At 35.2% G+C, this 17,651-nt stretch carries 17 protein-coding genes; 14 read left to right on the top strand and 3 right to left on the bottom strand.

Annotated elements, in window-relative coordinates; genetic code table 11:
* Positions 1-55: 55 nt before the first annotated feature.
* The 11 genes from I0Q91_RS06245 to glpK all read left to right on the top strand — a co-directional run bounded on the left by I0Q91_RS06245 (position 56) and on the right by glpK (position 10,681).
* A complete protein-coding gene (locus I0Q91_RS06245; RefSeq protein WP_270453565.1) occupies positions 56-895 on the top strand; it encodes a deoxyribonuclease IV in 840 nt (279 codons plus the stop codon).
* A 10-nt stretch (positions 896-905) separates the two neighbouring features.
* Positions 906-3,335 carry a helicase C-terminal domain-containing protein gene (locus I0Q91_RS06240; RefSeq protein WP_270453564.1) on the top strand — a complete coding sequence of 810 codons (2,430 nt, stop codon included), beginning with the start codon at positions 906-908 and terminating at the stop codon, positions 3,333-3,335.
* A gap of 96 nt (positions 3,336-3,431) precedes the next feature.
* Complete coding sequence (locus I0Q91_RS06235; RefSeq protein WP_270453563.1) at positions 3,432-4,358, top strand: cell wall hydrolase; 927 nt, start codon at positions 3,432-3,434, stop codon at positions 4,356-4,358.
* A 17-nt stretch (positions 4,359-4,375) separates the two neighbouring features.
* Complete coding sequence (dut, locus tag I0Q91_RS06230; protein WP_270453562.1) at positions 4,376-4,807, top strand: dUTP diphosphatase; 432 nt, start codon at positions 4,376-4,378, stop codon at positions 4,805-4,807.
* Between the two features lie 16 nt (positions 4,808-4,823).
* Positions 4,824-5,876 (top strand): S-methyl-5-thioribose-1-phosphate isomerase, encoded by a 1,053-nt coding sequence (mtnA, locus tag I0Q91_RS06225; RefSeq protein ID WP_427854497.1) that lies wholly within the window; start codon positions 4,824-4,826, stop codon positions 5,874-5,876.
* 23 nt (positions 5,877-5,899) lie between these two features.
* Positions 5,900-6,625, top strand: a complete 726-nt coding sequence (locus tag I0Q91_RS06220; protein WP_270453560.1) for a nucleoside phosphorylase — start codon at positions 5,900-5,902, stop codon at positions 6,623-6,625.
* Positions 6,626-6,653: 28 nt separating this feature from the next.
* Positions 6,654-7,847 (top strand): trans-sulfuration enzyme family protein, encoded by a 1,194-nt coding sequence (locus I0Q91_RS06215; RefSeq protein ID WP_270453559.1) that lies wholly within the window; start codon positions 6,654-6,656, stop codon positions 7,845-7,847.
* A 64-nt stretch (positions 7,848-7,911) separates the two neighbouring features.
* A complete protein-coding gene (locus tag I0Q91_RS06210) occupies positions 7,912-8,040 on the top strand; it encodes a desulfoferrodoxin FeS4 iron-binding domain-containing protein (RefSeq protein ID WP_270453558.1) in 129 nt (42 codons plus the stop codon).
* Between the two features lie 77 nt (positions 8,041-8,117).
* Positions 8,118-8,495, top strand: coding sequence for a CoA-binding protein (locus tag I0Q91_RS06205; RefSeq protein WP_270453557.1), 378 nt, complete (start codon positions 8,118-8,120; stop codon positions 8,493-8,495).
* Positions 8,496-8,515: 20 nt separating this feature from the next.
* Positions 8,516-9,169 (top strand): DUF47 domain-containing protein, encoded by a 654-nt coding sequence (locus tag I0Q91_RS06200; RefSeq protein WP_270453556.1) that lies wholly within the window; start codon positions 8,516-8,518, stop codon positions 9,167-9,169.
* Between the two features lie 12 nt (positions 9,170-9,181).
* Positions 9,182-10,681: a glycerol kinase GlpK gene (gene glpK, locus I0Q91_RS06195; protein WP_270453555.1), complete on the top strand. Its 1,500-nt coding sequence runs from the start codon at positions 9,182-9,184 to the stop codon at positions 10,679-10,681.
* A 169-nt stretch (positions 10,682-10,850) separates the two neighbouring features.
* Here the strand turns inward: glpK and I0Q91_RS06190 are convergent, their stop codons facing one another.
* The 3 genes from I0Q91_RS06190 to I0Q91_RS06180 are packed head-to-tail and all read right to left on the bottom strand — an operon-like array spanning position 10,851 to position 14,011.
* Positions 10,851-11,219, bottom strand: a complete 369-nt coding sequence (locus I0Q91_RS06190) for a DUF1667 domain-containing protein (protein WP_270453554.1) — start codon at positions 11,217-11,219, stop codon at positions 10,851-10,853.
* A 1-nt stretch (position 11,220) separates the two neighbouring features.
* Positions 11,221-12,492, bottom strand: a complete 1,272-nt coding sequence (locus I0Q91_RS06185) for an NAD(P)/FAD-dependent oxidoreductase (protein WP_270453553.1) — start codon at positions 12,490-12,492, stop codon at positions 11,221-11,223.
* On the bottom strand, positions 12,482-14,011 hold the full coding sequence (locus I0Q91_RS06180) for an NAD(P)/FAD-dependent oxidoreductase (RefSeq protein ID WP_270453552.1): 1,530 nt from the start codon (positions 14,009-14,011) through the stop codon (positions 12,482-12,484). Before I0Q91_RS06180 ends, I0Q91_RS06185 begins: the two co-directional genes overlap by 11 nt.
* A gap of 271 nt (positions 14,012-14,282) precedes the next feature.
* On the opposite strand from I0Q91_RS06180, the gene I0Q91_RS06175 reads away from it, so the two are divergent.
* The 3 genes from I0Q91_RS06175 to miaB are packed head-to-tail and all read left to right on the top strand — an operon-like array spanning position 14,283 to position 17,631.
* Positions 14,283-15,623 carry a TrkH family potassium uptake protein gene (locus I0Q91_RS06175; protein ID WP_270453551.1) on the top strand — a complete coding sequence of 447 codons (1,341 nt, stop codon included), beginning with the start codon at positions 14,283-14,285 and terminating at the stop codon, positions 15,621-15,623.
* Between the two features lie 12 nt (positions 15,624-15,635).
* Entirely contained in the window at positions 15,636-16,283 is a 648-nt protein-coding gene (locus I0Q91_RS06170; protein ID WP_270453550.1) for a potassium channel family protein, read from the top strand.
* Positions 16,284-16,305: 22 nt separating this feature from the next.
* Positions 16,306-17,631: a tRNA (N6-isopentenyl adenosine(37)-C2)-methylthiotransferase MiaB gene (miaB, locus tag I0Q91_RS06165; RefSeq protein WP_270453549.1), complete on the top strand. Its 1,326-nt coding sequence runs from the start codon at positions 16,306-16,308 to the stop codon at positions 17,629-17,631.
* The last annotated feature ends 20 nt before the right edge of the window (positions 17,632-17,651 follow it).

The raw sequence follows: 17,651 nt of genomic DNA, 5'->3' as shown, positions 1-17,651 counted from the left end.
TAAACTAGTTTTTTCTAGTTTATGTTTTTTTAATTATTTGAGAGGAGTCAATTATATGAAACTTGGTAAACATGTATCAATAGCCGGTGGAATTGATAAAGCTATTACAAGAGCAGCAGAAATTGGTTGTAATTCTGTTCAAATATTTGTGAATAATCCTCGTGGCTGGAAGAATAGTGCCCTGGGAGATGAACTAATAAATGATTTTAAAAGTTCTAGAAAATCTAATAAAATTAATCCTGTTGTTGTCCACTCAATATATTTAATTAATCTAGCATCTCCTAAGAAAAATTTATGGGAAAAATCTATTCAGGGACTGATTGATGATTATAGAAGATCTGACAAAATCGGTGCTGAATACCTGGTATTTCATCCTGGAAGTCATACTGGCTCTGGCGAAGAAAAAGGAATTTTAAGAATTATTGATGGTTTAAATAAGGTGCTGGATGAAACTGAAGGAAATACTGAAATATTATTAGAGAATGTTGCCGGGGCAGGGACTGCTATCGGTAAAACTATCGATGAACTCAATGAAATTATAACTAAGTTGAATGAGCCAGAAAGAGTTGGTTTTTGTATTGATACCTGCCATGCTTTTTCTGCTGGTTATGATGTCGCTACTAAAGAGGGTTTAGATCAATTGCTTGATAAGATTGAAACTGGCCCAGGTTTAGATAAACTTAAAGTATTGCATTTAAATGATTCTAAATTTGAATTAGGAACAAATAAAGATAGACATGCCCATATTGGTGAAGGTTATATTGGGAAAGAAGGATTTACTGAGATAATAAATCATCCTAAATTAGCTGATAAAACATTTATATTAGAAACTCCGTGGTTTGATGATCTTGACCATGATCCTGATGTTGATATATTAAAAGAACTCAGGAAATAGGTGGATTTTAATGGAAAACAAACTATTTACTGAAGATACAATTGAATATATGCGAGACCAGATTGATGCTGCAAGAGGTCAGGAAGTATTTTTTCAGGGTGTCTATGATGGAAAGCAGGAAGTTTTGACTTCTATTAAAGCAGTCAGCCGGGGTAATGAAAGTATGGCTCCGGCAATTATTAGTAATCTTAAACCAGGTGATGTTGTTATTCATAATCACCCCTCAGCTGATTTGAGACCTTCCCCGGCAGATATTAGAATTGCCTCTAAATTAGGCAATAAAGGAATTGGTTTTATTATTATTAATAATGGTGTTACTGACAGTTATATAGTTGTAAGTCCTGATAGTATTGATGAATTAGAGCTCCTTGATAAAGAGGAGATAATCAAATATTTTAAACCTGGAGGACAGCTTGCTAATTCTCTGGAAAATTATCAGGAAAGAGAAGAGCAGATAGAGGTTTTAAAAGAAATAATTGAGACCTTTAATAATAATGGAAAATTAATGGTTGAGGCTGGCACAGGCACAGGAAAGTCATTTGCCTATCTAATTCCGGCTTTAATCTGGTCCCATCAAAATAATGTACCTGTTATAATCTCTACTAATACAATTAATTTGCAACAGCAGTTAATTAATAAAGACCTGGTCTTTTTAAAAGAAATTATGCCCTTTGATTTTAAGGCCACTCTTGTTAAGGGCAGGTCTAATTATATCTGTTATCGAAAACTAAAAAACATATTAAAGAGAAATGATAATAACTCTGAATTAAAAAATGTGGCTCAGTATATTGATGATCAGACTAATAAAGAGAACTTTGATGGTTCTAAAAGTGATCTTACTTTAAAAATTGATAATAATCTCTGGTCTGAATTTGCTTCAGAGTCGGATATGTGTTTAAACTCAGCCTGCCCTTATCTTAAAAAGTGTTATTTTCAAAGAGCCAGAAAATCAATTTATCAGAGTGATATTTTAGTTGTTAATCACCATCTTTTGCTGGCTGATGGGATTTTAAAGAATAAAGCTTACAGTGTTCTCCCTGACTATCAGGAATTAATTATTGATGAAGCCCATAATTTATCAGAAGTTGCTACAAAGATTAGTGGTCAGGATTTTTATCCGCCAGCATTAAATAATTTAATAAATAGGATAATGAATTCAACTCATTCACCTTTGATCAGAATTCGCAAAAATGAATATAATATCCATCCCAATGATCGCCAACAAATAATTGATATTATTGATCAAGAATTATTCCCTAATCTTAACAAAATTGAAGAATTAAATCGTCAATATAATTTTGAATTAGGCTCTTTTATGAAAAAAGAAAGTTCTAGAAAATTACGGTTAAAAGAAAATACCTTAAAAAATAATGACAATATAGAAGACTGGAAAGATTATGGCGATAGATTAATCTCACTTTTAAAAAAGACTGCCTATAAATTTGAAAACCTATTTGATTTAGTTGAGTCTAATTTTGATATAAAATCAACAGCTGAAGAAAATCCTTTGATTGAGATTAACGCATATTTAAGCAGATTAAACGAGATGGCTGATGCACTTGAGGTTAATTTAAATTATATGGATCATTTAGATGAATATGTATTCTGGATAGAAAAAAGTTTTAATAGAGGAAGCAATAATTATATTCAGAGGAATGCAAGGCTTGAAGTTAATGAATTTTTAAATGAGGTTATTTTTGATAAAGTTGCCACAAATATTATGACTTCAGCTACCCTTGCTGTAAATGAGAGTTTTGATTATTTTAAGAAAAAATTAGGTTTAAATAAGACCGGTGAGCTTATTGTTGAATCACCTTTTGACTATAAAAATCAGATAGGGATTTATCTTCCAGAAGATATTCCCTCTGTTTATGATGATGATTTTTTAAATACAATTTCTGATGATTTAATAGAGTATATTGACAAAAAGGCTGGAAGAACTTTGATTTTATTTACATCCTATAAAATGCTAAATCAATTTAAAGAAATTTATAGAGGGCCATTAAAGGCACTAAATATTAATATTTTAGCCCAGGGAGATCTCCCCAGGCATGTTATCTTAAGGAGATTGAAGAATAAAAAGCGGCAGATCCTGCTTGGGACCAGTAGTTTCTGGGAAGGGATTGATGTTCCAGGAGAATCTCTTGCTGGCCTGGTTATAATGAAGTTGCCCTTTGAGGTTCCAACAGATCCGATAGTTGCTGCTAGAAATGACAAAATTAGAGAATCTGGTGGCAATCCTTTCTGGGAAGAGTCACTCCCGGCAGCTATTATCAAGTTTAAGCAAGGATTTGGCCGTTTAATCAGGTCCAAAAAGGATAAAGGGGAAATCATACTACTGGATAGAAGAATCCTTGATAAGAGCTATGGCAGCAGGTTTATTAAGTCATTGCCAAAGAACTGTAAATTAAATAAAAATTGGCCTGATTTTAAAAGTTAATTTGATAACTATGAAGGATTTTAATATTCTTTAAAGAAATATAAGTATTAGTAGAATTAATTTTTGTTCTTGTTGATAAGGAGTGGCATTATAAATATGAATATTTCAAAATTTAATTTAAAAGTTATAATATCTGTATTTATTTTAGTTTTTATTTTTGGGGCTATTTTTCCATTAGAGACCAGTGCGATCGACTTTAAGTTGATTTATACAGTTCAAGAAGGGGATTCTCTTTATGAAATTTCAATGGGCTATAATATAAGTATTGATAGGTTAACCTCCTGGAATGGACTGAGCGGCAATGGAATGATTAGATCAGGTGATGATTTAGAAATACCCCTTGATGATGATGAACCTGTTGAAAGGGATTTTAATAAGAACTTTTTAGACAGTGAAGATGATTTAAATCTAGCTACTGAAAAGTCTTATCCAATCAATGTTAATGCCAATGCCCAGGCAGATATTGATGATATATCAGAAGAAGACTTAGTTACATATAATGTCAGTAGTGGTGATTCTCTTTATGAAATTGCAAGGACATACAATACTTCTTCAAGTGTAATTATTGCTTTAAATGATCTAGAAAATCATTCTATTAGGCCTGGAGATCAATTACAGGTTCCTGCCAAAGACTTAACTGAAAGACAGCTACTGGCCAGATCTATTTCTAACCAGGAAATAGAATTACTTGCTAGAGCAATCAACGGTGAAGCCCGGGGTGAACCATATTTAGGGCAGGTTGCAGTTGGTGCAGTTATTATAAATCGGGTCATCAGTGATAAATTTCCTGATACTATTGAAGGTGTTATTATGCAGGATGGTCAGTTCTGCGCTGTTGAAGATGGTCAGATAGATTTAGCTCCTTCACCCTCCACAAGACAGGCTGCTCAAGAAGCTGTTAATGGCAGAGATCCAACAGATAGATCTCTATACTTTTATAATCCTGAAACTTCAAATGAACAGGCATGGATGGCCAGAAGAGATGTTATTGTTCGAATTGGAAACCATGTTTTTGCAAGGTAATAGTTAGGAGTGGTATAATGAAAGTAGAAATTAAGCAGATTGATAAATCGATTGACTTACCTGAATATCAGCATCCTGGTGAAGATGCCGGGATTGATTTAATGGCTGCTGAAAACTGTAACCTGACTGGAGGTAATTTCAGGATGATTAAGACTGGTATTAAGATTGCAATTCCAGAGGGTTATGGTGGTTTTGTTTACCCAAGGAGTGGTCTTGCTAAAGATTATGGTGTTACAGTCTTAAATTCACCAGGGGTTATTGATTCTGGATACCGGGGTGAAGTTGGTGTTATTTTAATAAACCACAGCCTTGAAGATTTTGAAATAAGAAAGGGAGACAGGATCGCTCAGCTGATAATTCACCAGATAGAGCAAGTTGAATGGAATCCTGTTGATAAATTACCAGAGAGTGAGAGAAAATCTACTGGTTTTGGTGATTCAGGAATCTAACTAAAGGGGGGTTATAATTATGAAGTATGAAACAATTAGATTGGATGGAGAAACTTTAATCTTATTGGATCAGAGAAAGCTACCTGAGAAAATAGAATTTTTTGAAGCTGAAGATTACCAGGAGGTTGCCTTTGCTATCTCTGATATGGTAGTTAGAGGAGCGCCTGCTATTGGAGCTACCGGTGCATATGGTGTTTATTTAGCTGCTTTAGAATATGATGACCTTAGTGAGAATGAATTTTTAAATCAGATGAAAGAAGCTATTGAATATTTAAATAAAGCCCGTCCTACTGCTGTTAATTTAAGCTGGGCAACTAAGAGAATGTTTAATATTATTAAGAAAAATAGCGGACAGAATCGAAAGGCTTTAATCAGATTACTAGAGCAGGAGGCAAATAATATTGCCCGGGAAGATGTTGAAATTAATAAGACTATGGCCAAACATGGTAATAAGATTGTGCCTATGTCTGCAAATATCTTGACCCACTGCAATACTGGAGCCCTGGCAACAGTTGATTACGGGACAGCATTAGGGGTTATTAGAGAAGCCCACAGAAATAATAAAAATATCCATGTTTATGCTGATGAAACCAGGCCCCGGCTACAGGGTGCCAGATTAACAGCTTTTGAACTTGTTGAAGAGAATATTCCTGCTACTTTAATAGCTGACAGTGTTGCTGCCACGCTAATTAGAGATGGCAGGATTGATCTGATTTTAGTTGGTGCTGATCGAATAGCTGCCAATGGCGATACTGCCAATAAGATAGGAACCTATATGTTATCAGAATTGGCCAGAGTTCATTCAGTTCCATTTTATGTTGTTGCTCCAAGATCAACAGTCGATTATAATTTAGATCATGGTGATCTTATTGAAATTGAAGAAAGATCTTCAGATGAAGTTAAGAAAATCGGTTCTGAAGTGATTGCTCCTGATGGTATAAGAGTATATAATCCAGCCTTTGATATAACACCTGCTGAAAATATAACTGGAATTATTACAGAATACGGTATTGTTAAACCTCCTTTTGTTTCTGGTCTAAGAGATATAAAAGATAGAAGAAGGTCATAAATCTTTAATAGGGGGCGATAAATATGTCAGACAATATGTTGCCAATTTTAAAGACAACTCCAGATAAAATTAATGATAAAGTTATAGTCTGTGGGGATCCTGGCCGTGTTGATAAGATATCTAAATTTATTGATGATGTCGAAGAAGTGGCATATAACCGAGAGTATAAGGTAATAAATGGTAAATATAATGGTCAGGCAATAACTGTTGTTTCCCATGGAGTTGGAGCTGCTGGAGCTGCAGTCTGTTTTGAAGAAATTATTAAAGGTGGAGCTAAAGAGATTATAAGGGTCGGTACTGCCGGTTCCTTGGATTTAAAGATAAAAGATGGAGATATTGTTATTTCTGAGGCTGCAATTAGAGAAGATGGCCTGACAGAACAGTTAATTAAAAAGGAGTACCCGGCAGTAGCCGATATGGATTTAACTAGAAATTTAATTTCAGCAGCTAATGATATAGCTGACAAACAGATTCAGAGTGGGATAATATTAACTGTTGGGGCATTTTATCCTGAAATTGAGGCTTTGCCTAATAATTATTATAGTGAAGCCGGAGCCCTTGCTGTTGAGATGGAAGCCAGTGTATTATTTGTTATTGCCTCCTTACACGGAGTTGCAGCCAGTGGTATTTTTGCAATTGACGGGATTGCAATTGACTTTGATGCTGATAGTTATAATCCACATCGGGATAAGGTAGATGAAGCTATTAAAAATAGTAGTATAATAGCACTGGAGGCTATTACACTATAAGTGTATTGTTTGTGGATAGATTAAGGGGTTGATATTAATTAAACCAAAAGATAATTTTTCGACTAAATTAATCCATGCCAGAGAGCCTGACAAAAAACCTGAAAATGCTTTGAATAATCCAATATTTATGACTTCTACCTTTACGTTTGATAGTTTAGAAGCTGCTGAAGCTGCTTTTGAATTTGAGACTGATGATTATGTTTATACCAGAGGGAATAATCCGACTTTAAAGATTTTTGAAGATAAAATGGCCGAAATAGAAAATGGGGCTGCGGGAGTTGCTTTTGCTTCAGGTATGGGTGCTATTTCTGCAACTTTATTGTCTTTATTGGAACCTGGAGATAATATTGTTGCTCATCAAATTTTATATGGCTCCAGTTATAAACTGATTAATGAATGGCTAAGGGATTATAATATTGAAGGTAAGCTAGTTGATTTTAATGATTTTGAAAAGCTTGATCAGGTTGTAGATAAAAATACTAAGGTTTTATATATGGAAACTCCAGCTAACCCAACTTTAGAGGTTATTGACATAGAAAGAATTGCTGAAATTGCTAAAGAAAATGACTGTAAATTAGTTGTTGATAATACGTTTGCAAGTCCCTATCTGCAAAATCCAATTGATCAGAGTGCTAATATAGTTATTCATAGTGCCACTAAATATTTAGGTGGGCATGGTGATCTGGTTGGTGGAGTTGTTGTTGCTGATTCCAGAGATTATGCTATGGATTTAAAGTTTAATTATTTAACAGAATTAGGCAGTGTAATGAGTCCATTTAATGCCTGGTTGATCTTAAGGGGTATGAAAACTTTGAAGTTGAGAATGGAAGCTGCCCAGGCCAATGCTATGAAGATTGTTGAGTTTTTACAGGCTGATGAGAGAGTGAAATCTGTTAATTATCCAGGGCTGGAATCAAAGAAATCAGCAAATATCTGGGAAAAACAGATGCTTGGGCCAGGGGCCATGCTTAGCTTTGAACTGGATGCAGATGTTAATAAAATCAGGGAATTTGTTAATAATCTCGATTATTTTAAATTAGCTGTTAGTTTAGGCGATATTGAATCATTAATTGAGTACCCATTTTTCATGACTCATAGAGATTATGATAAAAAAATCTTAGATAGATTAGGTATAAGTAAATATTTACTCCGTATTTCTGCTGGACTTGAAGATGCTGAGATTCTTATTGAGGATATTGAAAATAATTTACAAAAACTTTAATTGACAGTTATTATTTATTTTAATATAATTATCATAACATAATTAATTTAAAGGGGGCTATATCATGAATGTATCAAAAAAAGGTCAGGTATTTCACTGTAATGTCTGTGGGAATGAAGTTAAGGTTTTAGATGTCGGTGGAGGCGAATTGGTCTGCTGTGGTCAGCCAATGGAATTAGTTGAAGAAGAGTAGTTTTTTATAATAACTCTGTGCCAGTATATTTATGGCCAGGGTTATTTTTCTATTTAATAATTTTAGGGGGTATAATTATGGATTATAAAGCTGAAAGTCTTAAGTTAAAGAACTGGGCTGTTGTTGGGGCCAGTGATAAAAAGGATAAATTCGGTTATAAAATAGTTAAAACTCTAAGTGATAATGATTATAATGTATTTCCAATTAACCCCAGGCTTGAAGAGATCGATGGCATTAAATGTTATAGTAGCTTAAACGATATAGATGAAACTATTGATGTTGTTGATATAGTGGTAAGGCCAGAGATTAGCAAAAAGATTATTCCTGAAATAGCTGGTAATAATATTGAATATATCTGGTTACAACCAGGCACAAGAAGTGATGAGATAGATGATCTTACTGAAAAATTTAATCTTAAGGTTGTTAAAGACTGTATTTATTCTACATTAGCTTAATTTGACAGGGAGTGAAATTAATGAATGGAATTGTTAATAAAACCGGTGAACTTGCAGAATTATATAATAAGCATGCTTTAAAAGTTTTAGATTGTTTAAAAGAGTTTGATAAGGCGTTAAATATTTATTTGGAATCTGGAACGACTGATGAATTTAAAGAGTTTGCCCATAATGTCCACAGACTTGAAACTGAAGCTGATGATTTAAGAAGAGAGATTGTCCAACTACTGATTGAAAAAAGGTTTCTAGTACCTAATACCAGACGGGATTTTATGAATCTACTAAAATTTACTGATAAAGCCGCTGATTATGCTGAAGGAACTCTGGATTTTATTATACTTAAATCCATGGATGTTACTGATGAAGGTAAGTCTAAAATTAATAAAATTTTAGAATTGACTATTGAGCAATATAATTTATTGATAGAAGCAATAGAGTATGTATTTAAAGATATTCATCAGGCTTTTACCTATGTTGAGAAGATAGCTGATTTAGAATCAGATATTGATGTAATTGAAACTGAACTTATTAATATGCTCTCAGAAAGAGATGATCTTTCCTTTGCTTTAAAGGTTTTATATAGAGATTTTCTGACCAGATTAACAGATATTTCTGATATTATTGAGGATGCCGCTGATGAAATTGAGTTGATTGTTGCTTTAAGAAGGGTATAGGAGGGTTTCTTAATGGATAAATTTATAATGGCAATAGATCAGGGAACAACAAGTACCAGAGCTATGATATATAATAAAGCTGGAGAGATAGTTGGTAAATCTCAACAGGAGTTTGAACAGATTTATCCAAAATCAGGCTGGGTGGAGCATGATCCTTCTGATATCTGGATCTCAACCCTGGGGGTTATGGCAGGTTCTATTAAAGATGCCAGAATTAAACCTTCTCAAATTACCGGGATTGGAATTACAAATCAACGAGAAACCACTGTACTCTGGGATAAAGAAACTTCTGAACCAATTCATAATGCTATTGTCTGGCAATGCAGGCGAACTAATGATATCTGTCAGGATTTAAGAAATGAAGGCTATGAAGATTTATTTAATAAGAAGACCGGGCTGGTATTGGACCCCTATTTTTCTGGAACTAAAGTTAAATGGCTTCTGGATAATGTTGACGGGGCAAGGGAACGGGCTGAAAATGATGAAATTATATTTGGAACGATCGATAGCTGGTTGATCTGGAAGTTAAGTGGTGGAAAAAGACATGTCACTGATGCAACCAATGCTTCTAGAACTTTAATGTATAATATTCATGAAGGTGAATGGGATGATGAACTTCTAGATATCCTTGATGTTCCAGGTAATATACTGCCTGAAGTCTGTTCAAGCAGTGAGATTTATACTGAAACAGTTGCTCACCATTTCTTTGGTGAAGAAGTTCCAATTGCCGGAATTGCTGGAGACCAGCAGGCAGCTACCTTTGCTCAAAACTGTTTTGAAGTTGGTATGACAAAGATAACACTTGGAACCGGTGCATTTTTATTGATGAATACAGGTAATGAACCTTATATCTCTGAAAATGGGCTGCTGACAACTATAGCCTGGGAGATTGATGGAGAGGTTACCTATGCATTAGAGGGAAGTATTTTTAATGCTGGTTCGGCAATCCAGTGGCTAAGAGATGAATTGAGTTTAATTGAAGATGCAGCTGACTCTGAGTTTTTTGCAAAAAAAGTTGATGATACTGATGGTGTCTATCTGGTGCCAGCTTTTACTGGCCTGGGAGCTCCTCACTGGCATTCAGAAGCACGGGGTACTATGTTTGGTATCTCAAGGGGAACGACTAAAAATCACTTGATAAGAGCTACTTTAGAATCGATTGTCTATCAGAGCAAAGATTTATTAGAGGCCATGGTTGAAGATACTGGAATTGAATTTAAAGAGGTAAGAGTCGACGGAGGAGCATCAGCAAATAACTTTATGCTGCAATTTATGGCTGATATGATAGCTACTGAGGTTCAGAGACCGGTGGATACTGAAACAACTGCTGCAGGTTCTGCATTTTTAGCAGGTCTTGCTGTTGGTTTCTGGGGTAATTTAGATGAGATTAAAAGCATCAGAAATGTTGAAAATGTTTTTGAGACTGATTTAGATTCAGATAAAAGAAAAGAATTATATCAGGGCTGGCAGAAGGCTATTAAAGGAACTCTGGCCTGGTCTGATTTACATTAAGATATAAGGGGGACTGGATTAAAGCCGGAGCGGACCCGGAGCAATCTCGGAGGAAATACGGAACAGTCCTGGAGTTTTATTGTGCTATAACTAAAATATAATAATAAGAATTGATAAAGCCAGCATAATAATTGATATGCTGGCTTTTGAGTTTAGAGGTTACATAATATTAATTTTTTGCTTTGATAGAACGGGTTGCCACTACATCTACACCGGTTTCTACTATATTTTCAACAATAACCTGGCCTAGTTTTATAGGAGCTTCAACTTCAACTTCTGCCAGTTTTTGCATTGCTTCTCCAATTTTTCCTTTAGGGATTGGGGCAGCAGTTTTGACTGGTACTAAGGCTATCTGTCCATTTTTCACCCTGACAGTAGTTGGTAGAATTCTAGTCGGATTTAGATATTCATTTTTAGCATATTCTATCCCCTGGGGGCATTCATGGCCACTAATATCTTTAATATCATCTCCGTTGGCCTTAACTGTAACCCGACAGCCTTTAGGGCAACTTAAACAGACAATCGTTCTTTGATCCATGCTACTCACCCCCTGTTATTAATTCGACTATTATTTCATTTGAGTCTTTATTAATTAATTTTACCGGCAATTTAACTGATTCAATCTCTCCAGGCTCAACGATTGGCCTGGTATAACTGGCCAGTTCTTCTTTATTATCCTTTATCGAAATCTTACAATCTTCTGCCGGGTCCTTAACTCTAAAAAATAACTCGATTATGGGATCTGTCTTGGAATTCAGATTTAATGTATGAGGAACTACATAGGTTATATTTTCTCCAGCTGAAACCTCAAGTGCTTGCTCAATTTCTTTTTCTTGATCATTTAAAAGATATTCAGCAGCAGCTTTCCCTGCAATTTCAGACTCTTCACTTACATTATCTACAAGGTCATGAACCTGAAGAACATTGCCACAGGCAAATACTCCAGGTATATCAGTTTCTCGTGTCTGATCTACAATCGGGCCTCCAGTAATATCATCAAGGGAAATATTGGCCTGCTGACTTAATTCATTTTCAGGGATTAAACCGACTGATAGAAGAAGGGTATCGCATTGAATTGTCTTTTTAGTTTCAGTAATTTGATTTAGATTGTCATCAACTTCAACGATATCTACGGCTTCGACTCTTTTTTGCCCATAAATTTTGGCAACTGTCTGCTGAAGATACAGAGGTATACCGAAATCATCCAAACACTGTACTTTATTTCTGACAAGGCCAGATGAATAGGGCATAATTTCAAATACTCCTTTGACATCGGCCCCTTCTAGAGCAAGTCTTCTGGCCATTATTAAACCAATATCTCCTGAACCAAGGATAACTATTTCTCTGCCAGGAAGATAGCCCTCGATATTAATATATCTCTGTGCCGCTCCGGCAGTCATGACACCGGCAGGGCGGGTACCTGGAATTCTAATAGCTTCTCTAGTTCTCTCTCTGCAACCCATTGCCAGGATAATTGATTCTGCTTCAATAAACTCTATACCATCTTTTGAACTCAAGGCAGTTATTAATTTTTCTTCATTGATATCTATAACCATTGTTTTTAACTGAACATCTATGTTTTTATCTTTAAGTTCATCGATAAATCTTTCAGCATATTCTGGACCGGTAAGCTCTTCATTAAAATAATCCAAACCAAACCCATTATGAATGCACTGCTGTAAGATTCCACCGAGATATTCATCCCTTTCAATTAAAAGGATATCTTTAACACCTTTTTTATGGGCTTCAAGGGCAGCAGCAAGACCGGCTGGCCCACCTCCAACAACAACTAATTCTCTTTTAGTTTTCATCCTTTTGCCTCCTATATGTGATGTCCCGATCGGCTTTTATATCCTTTACTCTTTCCATTAAGATTTCTGATCCAGGGCCATTTTTGGTTACTTCTAATGGTGATATATTGAATTCTTCGGCAATTATTTCTGCAATCCTTGGCCCACAGAAACCGCCCTGACAGCGTCCACCGCTAGCTCTGGTTCTTCTTTTAAGAGCATCAAGTGTTGGAGGGGCAAGTGATTTTTTTAATTCTGCAATTATTTCTCCTTTAGTTACGTGTTCACAGCGACAAACTATCTCACCATAATTATTATCCTCTTGATAAACCTGATGCCAATCTTCACGGTGATCTTTATAATCATCAAGCCGGGGCAATTTATCTAATTCAGGGTTATAAGTTGGTTTTTCTTTTAAGGAAATTGGTGCTTTAATTTCAGTAGAGATATCCTTGATTAGTCTTTCTACCATTTTTGCAATTCCTGGAGCAGAAGAGAGGCCAGGAGACTGTATCCCTGCTACATCAATAAAACCGACTGGTTTATCTAAAGCTTCAATTTTAAAATCATCATTATATGGATCTGCTGGAATAGTTGCTCTAAGACCAGCAAATGATGAGATAACACCGCCACCTGGTAATGAGGGATATAGTTTTTTGCCTCCAGACCAGATCTCATTTAAACCCTGCTCGGTTACTTCAAGGTCGTCTTTATCATCGACAACATATGAGTTAGGTCCTAATAATAAATTGCCATCTACAGTTGGTGTTATAAGTATTCCCTTGGATTTCTCTGATGGCATTGGGAAGATGACATGATTAACCAGGGAACCATATTTTTTATCGAATAAATTATATTCACCTTTTCTTGGGACTATCTCATAATTTTCTCCAACTGTTGCAGCTATTTTATCAGCATAAAGTCCAGCTGCATTTATAACGACAGAGCCATAAAATTCACCTTTATTGGTCTTTATTCCTGTAATATAGTTATTCTCATGTAAAACCTGTTTAACTTCGGTTTGCAAATGGATTTCAACACCATTATTGGCTGCGTTTTCTGCCTGGGCAATTGTTAATTTATAAGGAGAGATTATTCCTGCATTTGGAGCATAGAGAGCAACAATTGCATCTTCAGCCAGATCAGGCTCTTTTTCTCTTAATTCCTGCTTTTCAATAACTCTTAAATCAATATCTGCTTGAGCCAGGCTTTTTTCTTTTTCCAGGATTAATTTTTCTTTATCTTCCTGACTGTGGCCAACAACCAGAGAACCTATCCGTTTAAATGGAACCTTTAAATCAGAGACTATTTGATCGAACATAGGATTTGATTCTATATTTAATCTACCCTTTAAAGTATCTTTTGAGGCATTATAACCTGCATGAATTATGCCAGAGTTGGCTTTAGAGGTTCCAGAAGCTACATCAGTTTCCTTTTCAAAAAGGGCAATTGACAGGTTGTATTTTGACAGCTCTCTTGCGATTGCTGTACCGACGACTCCACCTCCGACTATTAGAATATCATACTTTTTATCATTCATATTTTCTGCTCCTCTCCTGATTTAATTATAATTTTATAATATTATTTAAATACAAAAAGAGAGCCAGTTAGTTAAAAGAAGGCATAGCTTCCCCTAACTAACAATGGCTCTCTCTATATCTCACCATTAAAAACATATTTGATTTACAATATTAATAATACTATAATATTATAACTAAGTCAAGTTAGATAAATTGATATATGATAGTTTGTATAGTATAATAAAAGGTGATATTTAGATAAATATGATGGCAGGGAAGGGATACATAATTATGCTGAATAAGGCTGATTTTTCACCAACAAATTTATCTCCGGCCCAATTTCTGGTGCTTGGATATTTTATTGTTATTTCTATTGGGACATTTTTATTAACTTTGCCCCAGGCTTCAACTGATCCAGGAAGTATTGGTTTTTTAACAGCATTATTTACTGCAACATCTGCTACCTGTGTTACTGGCCTGATTGTTGTTAATACAAGCACTGCCTTTACTGTATTTGGTCAGGTTGTAATTATGGTTTTGATTCAAATTGGCGGGCTGGGGATTATGACTATGTCAACTTTGATTGCCTTGATTTTAGGTAAGAAGATCTCCTTAAAGGAAAGAATATTAATCCAGGAGGATCTTAATCAGTTTAAAATCTCCGGTTTATTGAGATTGATTCAGTATGTAATCGCTTTAACTCTGACTATTCAGGGGATTGGGGCTGTATTATTATTTATTAGATTAAGATATGATTACTCTATTATTAGATCACTATATTTTTCTGTATTTCATGCTGTTTCTGCCTTTAATAATGCCGGTTTTGACTTATTTGGCACCAGTCTTGAAGGATATTTCGGTGATCCGATAATTAATTTAACAGTGATTGCTTTAATTGTACTGGGTGGACTGGGCTTTGCTGTTATTGTTGAACTTTTAGGCTGGGAAGGCAAGAAAAAATTCAGTCTGCAGACCAAGCTGGTCTTGACTGTTACTAGTTTACTGACTGTTGTAAGTTTTGTTATAATCTTTATTTTAGAGACCGGTAATATTAATACGATTGCAGATGCCAGCATTGGTGAAAAGATAATATCTTCTTTCTTTTTATCAATTACGCCAAGGACAGCCGGTTTTAATACTATCCCAACTGGTGCATTAAGAAGTACTACTCTTTTCTTTATTGTAATTGCAATGTTTATTGGTGCTTCACCTGGTTCTACCGGTGGCGGGATAAAGACAACAACCTTTGGCTTAATTATTGTTACGGCATTTAATAAGATAAGAAATAAAAAGGATATAGAGTTTTATGAAAGACGGGTTGATTATGAGATAGTCTTTAAGGCATTAACTATTATTTTGCTGGCTTTAGGGATTGTTTTGCTGATGACTTTTATTTTGACAATTACTGAAGATGGACAGTTTTTAGAAATATTATTTGAGGTTGTCTCTGCCTTTGGTACTGTTGGTCTTTCAACTGGTATAACCAGTGAGCTCTCGTCGATTGGTAGAGTTTTAATAATTATTACCATGTTTTTAGGCAGGGTCGGGCCACTGACACTTGCCCTAGCCCTAGGGCAGAAAGTCAGACATGGAAAGTATAGATATCCACAGGAAAAAATTATGGTTGGTTAAGGAGGATTTATAATGAAACAGTTTGTTGTGATAGGTCTGGGCCGTTTTGGTTCCAGTGTTGCCAGGACTTTAGCAGATAACGGTCATGATGTGCTGGCCATTGATCAATGCGAAGAATGTGTTGATGCATTAGTTGAACATGTGACCCATGCAGTGGAGGCTGATGCTACTGATGAAGCAGCTTTAAGTGCTTTAGGTGTCAATAATTTTGATACTGCTGTTGTCAGCATAGGAGATAACCTTCATGCCAATATCCTGGCTACTTTAATTTTAAAGGAGATGGGTGTGCCAGAGGTGGTTGCTAAAGCCCAGGATCAAATGCATGGCAAAATTTTAAGCAGAGTCGGAGCTGATAAGGTTGTTTTCCCGGAAAGAGATATGGGTGAGAGGGTTGCCCGACAGCTAATCAGCCCAAATATGCTTGATTATATAGATTTTGCTCCAGGGTATAGTATTATTGAGGTTATTGCTCCTGGTCAGATGGTTGGCAAAACTTTACAGGAAATTAATTTTAGAAGAGAATATAATGCCAACGTAATGGCCATTAGAAGGGGAAAGAATTTGAATTTAGCTCCTGGTGGCCAGGATAAAGTTCTTGAAGGCGATACTCTGATTATTATGGGGCATAATGATGAACTTGAGGATTTAAAAGAAGAATAATTAGGAGGATTTATTAAATATAATGATGAATTATCATATAATAACTTATGGATGCCAGATGAATGAACATGATTCTGAAAAAATTGCTGGCATGTTAGAAAGCATGGGATATCAAGAAACTGATGACCATGCTGGGGCTGATATAATAGTTTTTAATACCTGTTTAATTCGTAAAAATGCTGAGCTGAAAGTTTTTGGAAAAGTCGGGTCTTTAAAACAGTTGAAAGAAGATAATCCTGAAATGATTATTGCTGTAGGCGGCTGTATGATGCAGCAGAAAGGGCCTGTTGACGAATTGTATCAGAAATATCCACAGGTGGATATAATTTTTGGAACTCATAATATTCACAAGTTACCTTCACTTATAAATCAGGTAAAACATGGTGAGGAGCGGGTGATTGATGTCTGGGAAGAAGATAAAGGCTTAATCCCTGATTTACCAAGCAAAAGGAGAAATAAATTCCAGGCCTGGGTTACTATTATTCAGGGCTGTGATAATTATTGTAGTTACTGTATTGTTCCACATGTCCGGGGATCTGAGAGAAGTCGGCCACTTGAGGATATTGTTGATGAGGTTAAAAAACTCGTTGCAGATGGAGTTATTGATATAACTCTGCTTGGCCAGAATGTAAATTCATATGGACTTGATCTTGATGACGATTATGATTTTCCTGATTTATTAAGCGAATTAGCTAAAATTAATGGTTTAGAAAAAATTAAATATATGACATCTCATCCTAAAGATCTATCTGATAAACTTATTAAAACTGTTGCCAGGAATGATAATATATCTAAACATTTTCATCTTCCAGTTCAGTCTGGGAGTTCCAGGATTTTAAAAGCTATGAACAGAAAATATGACAGAGAACATTATCTTGGTTTAATTAATAAAATCAGAGACAATATTCCTGATGCTGTAATTACTACAGATTTTATTGTTGGCTTTCCTGGTGAGACTGAATCTGATTTTGAAAAGACTCTTTCTTTAGTTGAAAAAGTTCGTTTTGATATGGCTTATACTTTTGCATATTCACCAAGAGAAGGCACTCCTGCAGCCAAAAAAGCTGATCAGATTAGTTCTGAAGAAAAACACAGAAGACTGCAGGCTTTAATGGATAAACAGAATCAGATAAGTTATGAGGTAAATCAGGAATTAATCGGAAAAGAGATAGATGTTTTAGTTGAAGGTGAAAGCAAAAAAGATCCAGATTATTTTTCTGCAAGGTCTGATGGTAATAAGCTTGTAATAATTCCAGCTAAAACAAAAAAGTTAATTGGTAATATTATTACTGCTAAGATAAATGAAGCTGGAAGCTGGACCCTTTATGGCGATATTGTAAATAATTAGGGAAATGCTCGATTTTTGGA

The organism is Halonatronomonas betaini (assembly GCF_015666175.1).
GTDB lineage: Bacteria > Bacillota > Halanaerobiia > Halanaerobiales > Halarsenatibacteraceae > Halonatronomonas > Halonatronomonas betaini.
The sequence above is the reverse complement of the archived record's forward strand: the minus strand, read 5'-3'. Positions and strand labels throughout refer to the sequence as shown.

Excerpts from the sequence above, each read along its gene's own strand:
- I0Q91_RS06240 (WP_270453564.1), top strand. The coding sequence starts at position 906 with ATGGAAAACAAACTATTTACTGAAGATACAATTGAATATATGCGAGAC.
- I0Q91_RS06210 (WP_270453558.1), top strand. The coding sequence starts at position 7,912 with ATGAATGTATCAAAAAAAGGTCAGGTATTTCACTGTAATGTCTGTGGG.
- I0Q91_RS06185 (WP_270453553.1), bottom strand. The coding sequence starts at position 12,492 with ATGAAAACTAAAAGAGAATTAGTTGTTGTTGGAGGTGGGCCAGCCGGT.
- miaB (WP_270453549.1), top strand. The coding sequence starts at position 16,306 with ATGATGAATTATCATATAATAACTTATGGATGCCAGATGAATGAACAT.
- I0Q91_RS06180 (WP_270453552.1), bottom strand. The coding sequence starts at position 14,011 with ATGAATGATAAAAAGTATGATATTCTAATAGTCGGAGGTGGAGTCGTC.
- I0Q91_RS06235 (WP_270453563.1), top strand. The coding sequence starts at position 3,432 with ATGAATATTTCAAAATTTAATTTAAAAGTTATAATATCTGTATTTATT.
- glpK (WP_270453555.1), top strand. The coding sequence starts at position 9,182 with ATGGATAAATTTATAATGGCAATAGATCAGGGAACAACAAGTACCAGA.
- dut (WP_270453562.1), top strand. The coding sequence starts at position 4,376 with ATGAAAGTAGAAATTAAGCAGATTGATAAATCGATTGACTTACCTGAA.
- I0Q91_RS06190 (WP_270453554.1), bottom strand. The coding sequence starts at position 11,219 with ATGGATCAAAGAACGATTGTCTGTTTAAGTTGCCCTAAAGGCTGTCGG.
- I0Q91_RS06200 (WP_270453556.1), top strand. The coding sequence starts at position 8,516 with ATGAATGGAATTGTTAATAAAACCGGTGAACTTGCAGAATTATATAAT.
- I0Q91_RS06175 (WP_270453551.1), top strand. The coding sequence starts at position 14,283 with ATGCTGAATAAGGCTGATTTTTCACCAACAAATTTATCTCCGGCCCAA.
- I0Q91_RS06245 (WP_270453565.1), top strand. The coding sequence starts at position 56 with ATGAAACTTGGTAAACATGTATCAATAGCCGGTGGAATTGATAAAGCT.
- I0Q91_RS06170 (WP_270453550.1), top strand. The coding sequence starts at position 15,636 with ATGAAACAGTTTGTTGTGATAGGTCTGGGCCGTTTTGGTTCCAGTGTT.
- I0Q91_RS06205 (WP_270453557.1), top strand. The coding sequence starts at position 8,118 with ATGGATTATAAAGCTGAAAGTCTTAAGTTAAAGAACTGGGCTGTTGTT.
- I0Q91_RS06220 (WP_270453560.1), top strand. The coding sequence starts at position 5,900 with ATGTCAGACAATATGTTGCCAATTTTAAAGACAACTCCAGATAAAATT.